The following is a 15,048-nucleotide window of genomic DNA, read 5'->3' on the forward strand; positions in this document are numbered from 1 at the left end:
TAATTATTAAAGAAAATCCCGCTTTTAAAAGCGGGATTTTCTTATATTTCAAATATCACAAGTCCCCTTACCTCTTTTAAAAGAGACTCTGTTTCATCTTTTATCATAATTCTGAATGTTACCTTGTCCATAAACTCTTTTTCTAGAATCTTGCCCCCTGAAGAATTTATGATTCCCTCTACTTCATTTACCTTGTCATAAGAAAAATCAGCTACATATTTTTTTAAATGCACATACTCTATTACCCCTGATTCCTGGACTGCTAGCTTAGCCGCTTTGGCATAATTTCTCACAAGTCCCCCTGCACCGAGTTTTATCCCTCCGAAATACCTAGTTACAACTACCACCAGATTATCCACATCCAAAAGATTCATAATCTCCCCTATAGGCTTCCCTGCAGTCCCTCCCGGTTCACCGTCATCATCTACCTTATAGTATTCCTGACCATTTTCTGTAACCTTGTAGGCACTACAGTTATGAGTGGCATCAGGATGTTTTCCTTTTATGTTATCTATAAAATTTTCCGCCTCTTCTTTTGAAGAAACAGGCTTTATATATCCTATAAACTTGGATCTTTTTTCCTCAAACTCTATATAACACTCTTTTTCAACTGTCTGCATGTTTCAACCTCCCCTTTGACGGAAGTTGAAGATTAAACATTATGGCCATAATTCTTATTATAAAAATTGAGATCATCACTGTATTCATCATAAGAGCCTCTGAAAACCCTAGCTTTATTCCGCCCCAGTAAACTCCCCCTCCTATAAGACATAAAAATGCATATACATCTTCTTTTAGTATAAATGGGATCTCATTTACAAGCATATCCCTTAAAACCCCTCCACCAACACCAGTGAGAGTGGCCATTATAGAAACTCCCAAAAGTCCTAGGTCATTCCCTAAGCCCTTTTGGGCTCCTATTACAGTAAAGGCTGCAAGTCCTGCAGCATCTGAAACTTTAATTATATTAGAAAGTTTACCCTCTAATTTGTCATGGTAGACTATATAAGAAACTATCGCAATAAAAACTGCCAGATACGCATCTCTTTCTTGGATTATGGAATCAGGAACCTGATTAAGTACAACATCTCTTATTATCCCGCCACCAACTGCCGTTATCACTCCTAGCACTACTATACCAAATATGTCCAGTTTATGTTTTTCACCCTTTAAAGCTCCCGAGACAGAAAATGCAACTATCCCTAGGGTGTTCAATACTTCTATAATCATGACCTCTCCTTAGTTAATATAAGCATTTAATAATTTTACAGCAAGCTGGTAAAAAGGATTTATTATATCCCACAACAATCCAAACCATGCCAGAGCTATTATTATATAAAATCCATAGGACTCCATACTGTAAAAAATCTCCTTGACCCTGTAGCTCCCGAGACTAGAAAACACTTTAGATCCGTCTAAAGGCGGTATGGGAATCAGATTAAATATACCCAAGACCAAGTTTATTCTTATGAGGTAACTTACAGCAGCTATTAGATTCATCTCATAAAGGAAAGGCCCCATGAATTTGAACATAGTGGCCCCTATAAAAGCCAGGATAAAATTAGTGAGAACTCCTGCTACAGATACCTGAAACACTCCCCATTTTTTATCTCTGAGGTTTCTGTAATTTACAGGTACAGGTTTTGCCCATCCGATTACAAAGGTTGCCCCTGTAGCAATTAGAAATATAGGAAGCAAAGTCCCTAGTGGATCTAAATGTTTTATGGGATTTAGAGTAAGCCGACCTGCATTTTTTGCAGTTGGATCACCATTTTTATATGCTGCCAGTCCATGGGCTATCTCATGAAGCATAACAGAAAAAATAAGTATACCTATCATAACCCCGGTAAAGGGCTGGACGACTAATTTTTTGACCATGGTTAAAAGCAAAAGACCGGCTATAATACCGTATATCACCTTTGTGGAAGTCGGAGCATTGGAATTTAGATATTTAAACTCTTTTATAAAATTCTTCATTGTATCACCTCTATTATGTATAAATTATCATATCTGAATAGTTTTTTCAATTCTTTCTAGTTCAACTATCTTGCCTTTGATGTTTATGAATGTTCTGGTTTTAAGTTTTACCTCATCCCCTTCAAAGAGTATTAACTCTTCAGATACCTTTAATATTTTTTTCAATTTTTCATCTGTCTTTTCTGTTGATATAAGAACCTCTATAGCTTTTACTCCGTTATCCCTTAGAAATATAATATCTCTGTCACTTATCCTTTTCCCAGAAACCAAAATTCCCGGTTTTTCCCTGTAATATACTATCCCTTTATAATCCAGAATTTCAGGAGGATCCGGTCCATCAATAAACAGTAGTATAAATAAAGGAATCACAGACAATCCCTTCCATCTACCTCTTAAAAAAGCCATTCCAAAAATAACTGAATAAAGTAAAATTATCATTCCACTTTTCTTTATCCCGTAATAATTCACTGAAAGAGCAGGTATATTTGACGTTATTTCTATGAATTTTAACAAAATATGATAGCTCAGATTGACAGTGGGCATGAGAATCCCGCCTAGTCCTACAACAGAAAGTACAAGTGCTCCAAAGGCATTCTGGACAAATAAAACGCCTAGGGGAATGGCAACCAAATTCACAAGAAATGACAAAATTGGAATAGTTCTGAAATACACCAAAAATATAGGCGTCAGAAAAATCTGTATTGTGAGACTCATGGCGGCAAATAATAAAACTTTTTTTATAAATCCGCCTCTGACAGATGAATTTAATTTTTTCTCTACCTTGGGATAGATGAAAATAATCGCAACTACAGCCATAAATGACATCTGAAAAGATAATTCCATAACTGATACTGGATTTATCATCAGAGATATTACAAAGGCAGCTGAAAGAGATTTTTTCGGATCTGGTTTTTCATAAAAAAGTTCCCCACCGATATAACACATTCCCATTATATATGCACGAAGGACAGAAGGAGCCAAACCTACACCTACAGTATAGAGGGTCAGTATCACTGCAGAAATAAAATACCTCAGTTCTCTCTGTAAAGGAAGTTTTCCAGTCAAAAATAATATTATTGCTATTATAACCCCTATATGCAGACCAGATATAACTATAAGGTGTGAAGTTCCTGTATAAGAAAACATATTTTTCACCTTATCTGAAAGGTTCCCTTTTTCTCCCAAAATTACAGCCCTGTAAAATTTTGCCATATCTCCTGAATACTCTCTGGTTAAAGTACTTATTTTTTCATCTAGATATCTGTTAACAAAACCTTTGGGTATAGGTGTCGTGTAAACTTCTTCGAGTTGATAATACTCTCGGTTGTTTTTTTCAATTTTATTTTGCAGTATCCCTTTTATCTCTGATTTCCCGTCCTCGAGGTTATTTCCGTAAATATATAAAGCTTTTCTCGGAATCTTCCTGTTTATTCTTTCAATTTTGTTATTTCCGCCGTTAACTTTTAAGACAATATTTTCACCTTTATTATAACTCCCAAGATCTACTCCCGTAAAAATTCTTACCACGAATAACAAGGCAATAACCAATAATAATTTTGACCTGTTTTTCATAAAAAAAGTTGATACAACCAAAAAAACGGTTACAGCAGTTGCTATCCATAGGGAAAAAAAGCAAAAAGCCAGACTCATTATCAATAATTCTAAAGCTGCAAGATAGGTCGTCTCCATAGATCAACTCCAGGTATAAAATCAACAAAAGCCCCTATAGGGGCTAAAATTTTATGGCCATTATGGACTGATAAAGTTCTAAAGCATAAGAATCTGTCATCCCGCAGATAAAATCTGTAACCAGCTTCAGCTCATTATAAAGTTTATTTTTATAGGGATATCTGTCCTTCAAAAATCTGTAATTGCTTGATATAAGCCTGTAGAGCTTCTCTTCCTTACTTCCTATCCGGTCTTTTTTCGGAGACACCACAGCATCTGTAAACTCCCTCAAAAGAACTCTCAGTATTCTGTCTCCACTTATCTCAAGCTTAATAACATCTTTATCACTTATTATAATAGATAGAATCTCCCTAAAGGCTTTTTTCAGATGAACTGCATCAGAAGAATCCAAAAGTTCTTCTTCATAAGTTCCTCTCATAATATTTTCATAGTTGTTAAAAAAAGATTTTGCCGTTTCATTTATCATAAACTTTTGTATCTTCACACGGAATATCTGCATCTTTATCTCCCTAGGGTCAGGATAAAGACAGTCTACCTCTGCTTCCCCCAGACTTTCCAATATCTCTCTTTCCTTATCGTTTTCTGAGTCTAAGTATTTTTCAATTACTTCCCTTACCTTTTCTGTAGTTAGTATACCTTTTTTCACTGCATCTTCTATATCTGCCACCAGATAAGCTATATCGTCAGATGCTTCCAATAAAAATACAAGGGGATGCCTTCTTGCCTTTCCATCAATTTTTATGCCTAGTTCCGATACTATTTTTTCAAAGGGTTCTTTTTCACTCTGAAAATATCCAAATTTTTTATAGCTGATTCCCATATTCGGGTTGTTTCCCTCAAAGGAGGACCTAGGATATTTTATTATAGATGCCATAGTTGGGAATGTAAGGTTTAAACCGTACTCATCTCTTATATACTGCAGTCGGCTTATAACTCTCAAAGTTTGAGCATTCCCTTCAAATTTCTTAAAGTCATTTAATTCTGCTTTACTCCATTTTTCTCCGTAAAAATCTATATTCTCGTTAAATTTTTTTTCAAAAAACTCTGTAAAAAAATCCTGTATTATAACTTCACCATAATGCCCAAAGGGGGGATTTCCCACATCATGAAGCAGTGAGGCCGCCTCTAAAACACTTCCCATGCATTCTTTCATCTCAGATGGAAACTTACCTCTTTTGATAAGTCCTGATTCCACCAATCCACCGACTTCACTTGCTATTGTTGAAACTTCAAGGGAGTGTATCAGCCTGGTTCTTATGAAATCATTGCTGTCTAAAGGGTGAATCTGAGTTTTATTTTTGAGTCTTCTAAAAGATGAGCTAAAAATAATCTTCGAATAGTCCTCTTTAAACTCACTGAGAGCAGTTTTTTTCTCACCTTTTCCAGGTCGGAATTTAGTTGGTTTCATAAGATCTTCCCAGTTCATCATAATCTCTTCCTCCCTAAAGTCACTAAATAAAAATTAATTTCCTTATAAATTCTTCAGTCAAATCATTGATTATCTTCTAAAAAAATCATTTTCTTCCTTTTTTACTCTTTATAAAGAAAATAAAATATAAAGGAAATCACAAAGGAACCTGCAGAAAAAAGTGCGGTAGTGTAGACTCCTGATCTTGAGACGCCCTCAGGACTTGTAACTATAGCCTGTATTATATCTCCCCCTCCTGCTACAAGGATTATAGGGAGTAAAGCTATAGATATAAGAAAAGCCATCTTCAGAAAAAATCCCTGTATTCCAAAACACATCCCCTCTATTTTATGACCACTCTTTTCACTTATATTAGTACTTATCTCACTTAGCATAGCCGGCGGGAATATAAAAGCTGCACCTGAAACTGGTATTCCCATAAGTGCAAATATATAAAAACCTGCACTCACCGGTATGGCCTTACCTAAATTATAAAGCACAAGAGAGAGTATCGTCAAAGCAGCAAGAGCTAAGAGCATAAGTATTCTGTACCCAACTTTTTTGGCCATTCTGTTGGTGGGATAAAAGAAAAGTGCAGAAGTACCAAAAAGTATAGCCGCTGCCCCAGTTATGGCTCCCTTCCCCATTCCCATAACGTCTTCCACATAATAATTCATAGATGCCCTTAGGATATTAAACCCGACAAAAAAGAATAACAAACCTAAAAGATAGTATATAAAGGACTTATCGTGAAAAAGTATCTTAAAGGATTCCCCTAAAGTTGTTTTGGACACTTTTCCATGAGAATATTTTTTCTCAGGGACCAGGAAAACTGTCACATAGGCACCCAATGCCGAAACTGTACTTAGAAGTATAACCATCATTCTTATTCCTGTCTCTGTGTCTCCTTTACCCAAAGTCTTTATAAGTATTCCAGGAAGTATCATGGCAATGGCCGTATAAACCAGTCTAAAAACTGACTGCCAGGTGGAAAGATTGAGCCTTTCTTCGGGAGTATTACCTATTTCTGGAATAAGGGCGTTATAAGGAGCTCCTACTATTGTATAAAAAATAAAAAATACAGAACCTACCAGTGATAGATAGAGAAAAGTATCCATTCCCCCTCCCTTTACAGGGTAAAAAAACGCCACTGTGGAGATCCCCAAGGGGATGCTTCCCACAGCTATAAAAGGAATTCTACGCCCCCACCTGCTGCTAGACTTATCAGACAGATAACCTACCAAAGGGTCAGAAACCATGTCCACAAATCTCGACAGGACTAAAGCTAGGGATATTAGTATAGGGGCCATAAGAGGCTTTATTCCCGAATTTTCCGGTGGAAGATAATAGTATAAAACCCACTGAGCAAATATCTGATCTACTATGGCATAGCTCACCCCTATACCATAAAATAACTGTACACTCCTCGGTAATCTTTTTTCCATTGTTCCCCCTCGATGCGAAAATCTTAAAAAAATACTTCTTTACCCACACCTGTTTAAATATTAATTAAAGGTAAAATTCACCTTAGTTTTCTTTAATATAAGATTATTTTATAATAATCGGAGTTTTTCTCTCCTCGTACTCTTTTATCACAGTGTATATCATACTGCACCTTTCATTAAAATCTAAAAGTGCTTTTTCTCTTCCAGAGAGTTTTTTTGACACATTTTTTAACGTGGTAAAGACCTCTATACCTGTCTTCCCCCTTATACTTTTGAGGTATCTTCCTCCTTCTTGATTAAATCCCAATATCCGTACATAAGGAACTCCCATTTTGGCCTTTTCTGTTATCTTTACAGTTAATCCCAAAAGAATATGGGTCAATATTCTCTGAATCCTTGCATTTGTATATCTTTTTGTCATTATATCCCCATAGAATTTTTCAAAATCCCTGTTTTTAAGTGCCGCCTCATATAAACGGTTTTCAAAACCAGCTTCTACATCCTGTATCTTTTCTAGAGAATCTTTATGAAGTATTATCTCATGCCTTAATATAGGATAAAATTCATGAAGCCAAGCACACCTTTTTTTTCTGAATTCATTGCTCAGTATTTCATACACCGGTTCCGGAACCAGATTTTTTATTTTTTCCATCTCTTTTTCTAACATCTTTCTTATGGCGGTAGCACTGGCAATATCATCCTTTATATCGTGGGAATGGTACCCTGTCCCCTCTCTTTTTATGGCAATGGGATTTATATTTAGTCTCAGTTTGGCTATACTTCTCACATATTCAGTTCCTAGTATATCATTGGGAGTCATATATCCTTTTTCCCCTGTTATCTTTTCTATTGCCGCCGCAAAAGATGTGGGATATGAGCTCCCCCTGCCGAGCTCCTCTTTAAGATAAATCTGAAACTCATCATTTTCTTCTAGAGAGGCTATGTTTTTTAACCTTTCTATCTCCCCGCTTTCAGATCCAAAAACTATATCACTTACACCAAGAGCCCCTAAGACTCCTACAGCTCCCCTGGCAAAGATCTCAGCACTTTGATTGGAATAGTACGCAGGTAGCTCTGCCACTATATCCACGCCGCTTCTAAGGGCCATCTCCGCTCTTTTCCATCTGTTTATTATCCCTGGTTCCCCTCTCTGAAGAAAGTCCCCGCTCATAGCTGCTATTACTACATCCCCTATACCCTTTTCCCTAGCTTTTTCCAGATGATATCTGTGTCCGTTATGAAAGGGATTATATTCTACAACCACTCCAGTAGCCTTCATATTTACACTCCTCAAAGCTTTTCTATGTATTTTTCCTTATAAAAGGGTGTGAAGATTCTTCACACCCTTTTATAATTATAACATAATTTTTATTTCAATTCCTACCATTTGATAGGAACAAAGATTCTTTCTTCTCTGTCATTTACCATATAGCTTAACTCAAGGCTCTCTGGAAGGTTATCCTTATCCATCACATTAAACACTATCCATTTTCTCTCATAAAGGCCTGCAGGAACCTGAAAATCTCCAGACATAAGATGTGCATCTGGAAATACCTTCCCTCTTTCCAGCTCTTTTTTACTTTTATACAGTTCGTCTATTGTAAGTGAAGCCACTCCACCTGCCAAAAGAGCTACCCCAACATTACTCAGACTATTGTCTGTAAAGGCGGCTAAAAGACCACCACCTATTGCAGCAAAGCTAAATCCGGTACTTCTGTTCTGCTCTTTTCTTCTTTTTTCTGCCATTGTTGCTTCATACCATCTGTTAAGCTCCTGACCTGAAGTTATTTTTATCTCGTTATTAAACTTTTCATTATGAAAATCAACAATTACATCAGATACTCTTGCTATGTTTCCAGTTTTGTTTTCCACAGTAAAAACCATAAATTTATAAAAATCACCACTCATGGCCTTTTCCATATCTCCGCTTATGAGAAGTCCCGCTTCAGTAGGGGCTTTTCTTTTTTGGGCTATACTTCCGTCTCCTCTTATCTGTTTTCCATATTTACCAGGGTGTACAGACGCACACGATAAGAGCATAGACATTATTGCTATAATAATTATCTTCTTCATTTCATCACCTTCCTATGAATACATTCCATAATATATCTTTCAAATCAATCTTTGTTTTTCCTACGCTGTAAAAAAATAATTATATATTCAGTATACCAATTCCCTATCTTTAAGACATATTATTTAATTTATTTGAATTTTATTTTCCTCTATACTATAATAGGGGTAAATCATTTATTCAGGGGGAATAATTATGCTATTAGCTTTTGATATAGGAAACACCCACATCGTCTCAGGTGTTTTAAACGACAGCGGTGAAGTCCTTCTCACCTTCAGAGTTTCATCCAATGAAAAACTTACTGAAGATGAATTTTTTTCATACCTCAGAAATATCACAAAATTCAACAATATTGATCTCCTGGATGTAAAGGGTATAATCGTTTCATCGGTTGTTCCCAGTCTTTTGACAATATTCGACTTTTTAGGCAGGAAATATTTCAAGATAGTTCCTATCGTGGTAGATCTTTCACTGAAACTCCCATTTACCTTTGCCGATAACCTTAATCCCATAGGTTTTGGTGCTGACAGAATTATTGATATAACCCAGGCTCTCACTCTCTACCCAGACAGAAACCTGGTTATCTTTGATTTTGGTACTGCTACCACTTACGAGGTTCTCGTTGACGGAATCTATGTAGGAGGAGGTATCCTTCCTGGTATAGAGATGTCCATAAACTCCCTATACGGAAGTACTGCCAAACTTCCAAAGGTTAAATTCGGAAAACCCGATTCAGTTCTTGGTAAAGACACAGTAGATCAGATAAAAGCTGGAATATTCTTCGGATATGCAGGTCAGATAAAACATCTCATAAAAAAAATAAAAGAAGAAGTTGACAATCCTTATGTAATAGCAACAGGGGGATTAGGAAGAGTTCTTTCAGGTGAGATAGAAGAGATTGATGAATACTGCTCAGATTTAAGTGTCCAGGGTCTTTTTACAATTTATCACCAAAACAAAACACTATCATAAATATTCTATCAAAAAATCCAGGTCTGAAAATTTTCAGGCCTGGATTTTTGTTTCTAAATGATTTCTATATTTAAAATTTTCATTAAATTTCATTCTAGGATACATCAGACTTTCGAGAAACATTTTTCAGAAAGGCTTTTTTTACCCTTGAAATTATTTCCAAAGCTTCTAGGGGATCTAAGGCATCGTCTACGAATACTCCCAGTATATAATGGGCGTTTTCTAAAAATACAATTCCAATATCGTGGTAAAAATCTCCCACCTCTCCGCTTCTGTATGTACTCTCCCATTCTGGTATATAATTTCTAACACCTCTTCCAACTCTTTGATATTTTAGCATTTCAACTGAAAAATCACTTATTTCTCTATATTTAAATACAGACCTATTGTATATTCTTTCCAGAATATTAGACATATCTCTTATGCTGGTTACATTATCCTTTCCCTTCTCAATCGCATAAAAATCAAGCATTTTTCTTTGAACCTTTGTGTCTAAGAGACCCATTTTATCTATCCTGTTATTTATCTTCTCTAGACCAAATAAATTAAGCAGTGTATTTATGGCAGTATAATCATTGGCTGTCATCATGAGAATTATAAGGTCTTTCAGTGTATAAGAACTTATGGAAAGATCCCTTATAAGGCTGAGATATGATATACCTGTCTCTTTTATCTCTATCCTGTCATCTAAAGTGTTATGACCTTCCTCCACCTCTTTCAAGGCCTCTACCATTACCATTATTTTCATGACTGTGGGAGATCTAAAAACCTTATTACACCTGTGAGATACCAACACCTTGTTATCTGAGAGATTTTTTGCATAGACAGAAACAGTATCACCATACTCCTTCATAATCTTTACTATCTCATTTTGCATAAAACCATCTCCCTTATCAAATAATTTTTATCTCTACCTCTTCTACCTTTCCTATTTTAAATTCATGGTCCAGTACCATATATTTTCTTGGATTCACCGCAAAAAGATTGTACTCTAGCTTCATGGTACTGTCATTTAAAAAACTAAAATACTCTATAAGACTTCCAGTCTGATTTCCCACCTTGACAGTTATTTTAGACATCTGATCCAAAAATACCTCTAGTCCCTCTCTGTCTAAGTCCAGTAGTTCTTCTAGAGAATTTTCAGTAAATACTACTTCACCGGACCTGTCTGCAGAGTCGTATAAAAACCAGAAAAATTTAAAAACCAATGGCATATAAAAATCCTCTCCTGATTCCTTTATTTTACTTAAAATCATCTTCCCGTAAATATCCAGTTTGTCAAATATCTCCTGGGCTTCTTTTTCCTCTCGATTCAGGTCATTCATTGCCATATATATATTTTCTACTCGCTCTTTGTCGTACTCATCTTCAGCCATAAGCTCTATAATCTCATCTTCATCTATCTCATGATTCTTTAGCTCACCTATTATCATCTTCTCAGTATCTACCAGTCCCTTATATATTCCGTCAGTCAGATCCTCTAGTATTGTTTTCAGTTTTTCGTAATAAAGGAGCTCCTCTTGATTCCCATCATTCTCTAGGTCCATTACCAGGCTCTCCATGCCGTTTAAGAATTCTCCCTCGAGATAACGTGACAGTATCCTGAGATCCTCTAGGCTCATCTTCAGTTTTACATCTACATCTAGTTCACCTATTATATCTCTGTTCTTTATTTTAAATCCTTTTCCGATTATCTCCATATTATCAGCTCCTTTTATATTTTATTCTGAATTTTTACTTTCTTCCTTTGTTAAAATATAAAAAGTAAATTAAAAGAAGCCCTATAAAAGGGCTTCTTACAAAGGGAGAGTAACCACAGTTTTTTCTCAAAAATTAAAAGCCTGCAGTCTGTATGAAAATAAAAAAGGAGAGAGTTAATAATGTTATTGCAGTCTGTCTTCTTTTTGCCTTCTGTAACTTTGCGAGAGTTGGAAGTCATAAAGAGGTTTTTCTGCATTAGTGGCTGACAAGTCATATTTCTTGATAAATCAGCTTTCCTTTTTTTGTTCTCAATATTTTGACTACTACTTTCCCCATAAAGTTTAAAGAATTATTATTTTATTTTTTGATCACTCCTAACTCCATGTAAACCAAAGAAACCTGTTCTTATTTCAAGAATAATTTTATAGAATTAATCCATAAAACATCTCGAATTTTTATAACAGATTTGTTAATAGAATATAAAAAAAACCTCTGCAAAAGCAGAGGTTCGATTTAATATTCTATTAGAATGCAGCTTTAGCTCCTACAACAACTTGGAATTGGTTGTCGCTGTACCAGTCTCCACCTTCAGCATAGTTAACTGAAATTACCTCGTAAGAAGTGTAAGCCCATAGAGAAACATCGTTGTCTAATTTCTTAGAGATTCCTACTCTTGGTGCGATGTGAGCATTTAGAGATTCAGAAGCTTTGTCTCCTGCTGTACCATCAGCATAGTACTCAAGTCCCACATATGCTCCAGAATCGTGCTTGTATAGAGTAGAGAAAGCTTCCATCTCTAACTCAGCAGATGTATTTTCGTTGCTTCCGTGTCCTCCTGAAGTGTTGTGGTATAGATATAACCATGTTCCTGTCCAGTCGAAGATTCCTAACTTACCAGTATCAAGTAAGATGTCTAACTCATAGTCGTCTCCGTGTACTCCTGTTTCTACACCATCTTGATAATACATAGCTCCCCATAAAGTCAGAGTTGTATTGTCTGTTAGAGCTGTACTAGCTTCTAACCAAGGTGAATAAGATGATTGTGTAACATCATCGCTTCCGTTTGTATCATAGTAGTAATCTAATCCAGCTGCAAGATCCCAATCTCCAGACTTTCCTAAGTCATAAGATAGTCCAAATCTGTTATCCCAGTAAGTTTCTAAATCGTCACCATTTGTTACATTTTTGTAGTTTTTCTCTACGTCGAATGTAACTGCAAGCTTATCTGTCATGTCGATAGAACCTTCAACTAGTGTCCATTCTACGTTTTGAGAATTAGAACCAGTATCGTTGTTAGTTGGACGATTTTCAGTTAACTCAGCCCAGTTTCTAACCCATCCAGTCGCTGCTGGTGCCATTACACCTAATGCAAGTAGTCCAGCTAAAGTAACTATAAGTCTTTTTTTCATTATTATCTCTCCCCTTTTTCATTTTAATAACTTCCAAAATCTCTCGCTAATGTAAGTATATTTAACTTTTACTCTTATTTAAAATATATTTTTTATATGCAAACTATTTTTTTTATTATAGAGAATTATTGTTTTTTATTTATTCCTTTAAAATATAGCTTTATAAGATAAACGATTGTTCATTTTATACAATTGCAACGCTCTTTTTTGGAAAAAATTGTACACTTTTTTCACACTTTTTTTTAATTTTTTTTTATTTCACAGCTTACCCTTACCTGTTATTCTTATATGCAGTTTTCACTATATATACAGCACTTTTTAGACTTATTGAGAATAAAAAGCATTGTTATTTTAAAAAATAATCTTCATAATAATTTTAACTTAAGAAACTATTTTCTCAGATATTTAATTTTTTCTCTTGTTTTTATAAAAATTCAAATACAAAAAAAGACGAGTATAAACCCGTCTTTTCCATAAAATTGAAAACTTATCTTTTTGAGAACTGTGGTGATCTTCTTGCTTTTTTCTTACCGAATTTCTTTCTTTCTACCATTCTAGAGTCTCTAGTTAGGAAACCAGCTTCTCTTAATGCTTTCTTTAAAGATTCGTCAGAAGAAAGAAGAGCTCTTGATATACCGTGTCTGATTGCTCCAGCTTGTCCGGCATTTCCTCCACCATCTACATTTATTTTTACTGTAAATTTATCCAAAGTCTCAGTAAGTACTAGCGGCTGTTCTACAATTTTAGAAAGAATTTCTCTTCCACCAAAATATTCTGCCATAGTTTTACCATTAATCTCTATTCCAGATCCACCAGGGATAAGTCTTACTCTTGCTACAGAAGTTTTTCTTCTTCCAGTTCCTATATATTGCATCATTTCTGCCACTGTCAATTACCTCCTAAATTATAGTTCTACCGTTTCTGGCTTTTGTGCTGCGTGAGTGTGTTCAGCTCCAACAAATACTCTCAATCTTGTTAACTGCTCTCTTCCTAATTTGTTATTTGGAAGCATTCTCTTTACAGCTAGCATTAAAGCTTCTTCTGGTTTTTTAGCTAAGACTTCTTCAAGTCTTCTCTCTCTTAGCCCTCCAGGGAATCCAGAATGGTTATAATACATTTTGTCAGTAAGTTTCTTTCCAGTTACAGCAATTTTCTCCATGTTAGTTACGATTACGAAGTCTCCTCCATCGATATGTGGAGTGTAAGTAACTTTATTTTTACCCATAAGTTTCTTAGCTATTTCAGCAGCTAATCTACCTAGAATTTTTCCCTCAGCATCGTAGTGATACCAGTCTCTTATTACATCTTCTTTTCTTTGCATTACAGTGTACTTGTTCACTATTTTTTCCTCCTCAGTAAGTTATATTTACATAAATATAACGCAACGGTCCTTTGTGGGAAAGGATTATTTTACCAAAGTATTATATATTTTTTAACATTTTATGTCAAGACATTTTACTTGAAATATAAATCTTAAAATTATTTTTTAACTTTCTTTCCCCTCTATACTGGACATCCTGTTATATTTATAAAAAAATAAAAAAACAAGACGACATTAAATCGTCCTGTTTAAAGGTTCTTTAATTATTTTCTTTTGGGTCCTCAGACTTAGGAATAGGTCTTCCAAACATCCACTCTATCTGTCTTCTAAGCCCTGTAAGATCATGTTCCTTTCCGTCGAGAGAGATCCTGTCATCTATAGGAAAGGCAGTAAATCCCTCCTCTATACTCATTTCATTCTTGAGATTAAGCTGAAGCTTTACTGATTCCTTGGTTCCAAAAGGTCTAAACTCTGTTTTTACAGTCTTGATGAGATTTTCATCAGCCATTATTTTTTTTATCTCCTCTTCGCCAAACCTTCTCTGAGGTGGATATGCTGCTATGAAAAGATCGCAAGATTGCACAAATTTTAGTCCTTCAGGCTTTTTTTCCAAAAGGTCTAAGGTATACTTTCCTCTTTCTGTAATTAGAAAGTTTTCAATGTCTATGACTTTTTTACCTGTACCAAAAGGGGAAGCCGCTATACCAAATTCACCCTTTGAGATAAGCTCGTCCTCTGGCCCGTTAAGTCTCATTTCAAACATTGTATTTCTCTCAAGTCCGTCTAACTCCAAAACCATAGAAAGGTTCTTCATAGGAAATGGGAAAACCGGCTGAATCATCTCAGAAAATGCCCCTAAAATGTCTATAGCTCCCCCTAGTTGCTTGTTTATATTGGCTTTATGTGCCACTATTAAATTTCTAACCTTTAATGCCATTTATTTCTCCCCTCTTTCTCTTTTTATTTTATCCTTGGAAATTTCTTAATTATTCTATGTATAGATTTATCCTGTTTTTTTAGAATATAGTTATGGACTGCCCCTCTATTCTCCTATA

The 15,048-nt window shown here is 35.3% G+C and carries 15 protein-coding genes; 1 reads left to right on the top strand and 14 read right to left on the bottom strand.

Translation table 11 applies throughout. From position 1 onward, the window contains the following. Nucleotides 1–41 precede the first annotated feature (41 nt). From ILYOP_RS07160 to ILYOP_RS07195, 8 genes are all read right to left on the bottom strand, one after another. Entirely contained in the window at nucleotides 42–620 is a 579-nt protein-coding gene (locus ILYOP_RS07160) for an IMPACT family protein (RefSeq protein WP_013387869.1), read from the bottom strand. After that, nucleotides 607–1,230 carry a trimeric intracellular cation channel family protein gene (locus ILYOP_RS07165; protein WP_013387870.1) on the bottom strand — a complete coding sequence of 208 codons (624 nt, stop codon included), beginning with the start codon at nucleotides 1,228–1,230 and terminating at the stop codon, nucleotides 607–609. The genes ILYOP_RS07160 and ILYOP_RS07165 overlap by 14 nt, the downstream gene beginning before the upstream one ends. Before the next feature lie 9 nt (nucleotides 1,231–1,239). Continuing rightward, nucleotides 1,240–1,977, bottom strand: coding sequence for a site-2 protease family protein (locus tag ILYOP_RS07170; protein ID WP_013387871.1), 738 nt, complete (start codon nucleotides 1,975–1,977; stop codon nucleotides 1,240–1,242). A gap of 27 nt (nucleotides 1,978–2,004) precedes the next feature. Next, a complete protein-coding gene (locus tag ILYOP_RS15170; RefSeq protein ID WP_013387872.1) occupies nucleotides 2,005–3,666 on the bottom strand; it encodes a ComEC/Rec2 family competence protein in 1,662 nt (553 codons plus the stop codon). A gap of 43 nt (nucleotides 3,667–3,709) precedes the next feature. Then, entirely contained in the window at nucleotides 3,710–5,095 is a 1,386-nt protein-coding gene (gene dgt / locus ILYOP_RS07180; protein ID WP_013387873.1) for a dGTP triphosphohydrolase, read from the bottom strand. Nucleotides 5,096–5,196: 101 nt separating this feature from the next. After that, nucleotides 5,197–6,519, bottom strand: coding sequence for an MFS transporter (locus ILYOP_RS07185; RefSeq protein ID WP_013387874.1), 1,323 nt, complete (start codon nucleotides 6,517–6,519; stop codon nucleotides 5,197–5,199). A gap of 103 nt (nucleotides 6,520–6,622) precedes the next feature. Next, nucleotides 6,623–7,798: a nucleotidyltransferase gene (locus tag ILYOP_RS07190; RefSeq protein WP_013387875.1), complete on the bottom strand. Its 1,176-nt coding sequence runs from the start codon at nucleotides 7,796–7,798 to the stop codon at nucleotides 6,623–6,625. Between the two features lie 101 nt (nucleotides 7,799–7,899). Continuing rightward, complete coding sequence (locus tag ILYOP_RS07195) at nucleotides 7,900–8,592, bottom strand: hypothetical protein (protein ID WP_013387876.1); 693 nt, start codon at nucleotides 8,590–8,592, stop codon at nucleotides 7,900–7,902. A gap of 193 nt (nucleotides 8,593–8,785) precedes the next feature. On the opposite strand from ILYOP_RS07195, the gene ILYOP_RS07200 reads away from it, so the two are divergent. After that, nucleotides 8,786–9,562 (top strand): type III pantothenate kinase, encoded by a 777-nt coding sequence (locus tag ILYOP_RS07200; RefSeq protein ID WP_013387877.1) that lies wholly within the window; start codon nucleotides 8,786–8,788, stop codon nucleotides 9,560–9,562. Between the two features lie 94 nt (nucleotides 9,563–9,656). Here the strand turns inward: ILYOP_RS07200 and ILYOP_RS07205 are convergent, their stop codons facing one another. From ILYOP_RS07205 to ILYOP_RS07230, 6 genes are all read right to left on the bottom strand, one after another. Further along, complete coding sequence (locus ILYOP_RS07205) at nucleotides 9,657–10,439, bottom strand: serine hydrolase (RefSeq protein WP_013387878.1); 783 nt, start codon at nucleotides 10,437–10,439, stop codon at nucleotides 9,657–9,659. A gap of 16 nt (nucleotides 10,440–10,455) precedes the next feature. Further along, nucleotides 10,456–11,262, bottom strand: coding sequence for a hypothetical protein (locus ILYOP_RS07210; RefSeq protein ID WP_013387879.1), 807 nt, complete (start codon nucleotides 11,260–11,262; stop codon nucleotides 10,456–10,458). A gap of 525 nt (nucleotides 11,263–11,787) precedes the next feature. Then, the gene (locus ILYOP_RS07215; protein ID WP_013387880.1) at nucleotides 11,788–12,672 is read right to left on the bottom strand and encodes a hypothetical protein; all 885 of its coding nucleotides are present in this window, start codon (nucleotides 12,670–12,672) and stop codon (nucleotides 11,788–11,790) included. A 487-nt stretch (nucleotides 12,673–13,159) separates the two neighbouring features. Continuing rightward, entirely contained in the window at nucleotides 13,160–13,549 is a 390-nt protein-coding gene (gene rpsI, locus ILYOP_RS07220; protein ID WP_187288117.1) for a 30S ribosomal protein S9, read from the bottom strand. Nucleotides 13,550–13,576: 27 nt separating this feature from the next. Continuing rightward, the gene (gene rplM, locus ILYOP_RS07225; protein ID WP_013387882.1) at nucleotides 13,577–14,011 is read right to left on the bottom strand and encodes a 50S ribosomal protein L13; all 435 of its coding nucleotides are present in this window, start codon (nucleotides 14,009–14,011) and stop codon (nucleotides 13,577–13,579) included. Nucleotides 14,012–14,252: 241 nt separating this feature from the next. Beyond that, complete coding sequence (locus ILYOP_RS07230) at nucleotides 14,253–14,930, bottom strand: hypothetical protein (RefSeq protein WP_013387883.1); 678 nt, start codon at nucleotides 14,928–14,930, stop codon at nucleotides 14,253–14,255. Between the last annotated feature and the right edge of the window lie 118 nt (nucleotides 14,931–15,048).

It is taken from the genome of Ilyobacter polytropus DSM 2926 (assembly GCF_000165505.1).
In the GTDB taxonomy this organism is placed as follows: Bacteria; Fusobacteriota; Fusobacteriia; order Fusobacteriales; family Fusobacteriaceae; genus Ilyobacter; species Ilyobacter polytropus.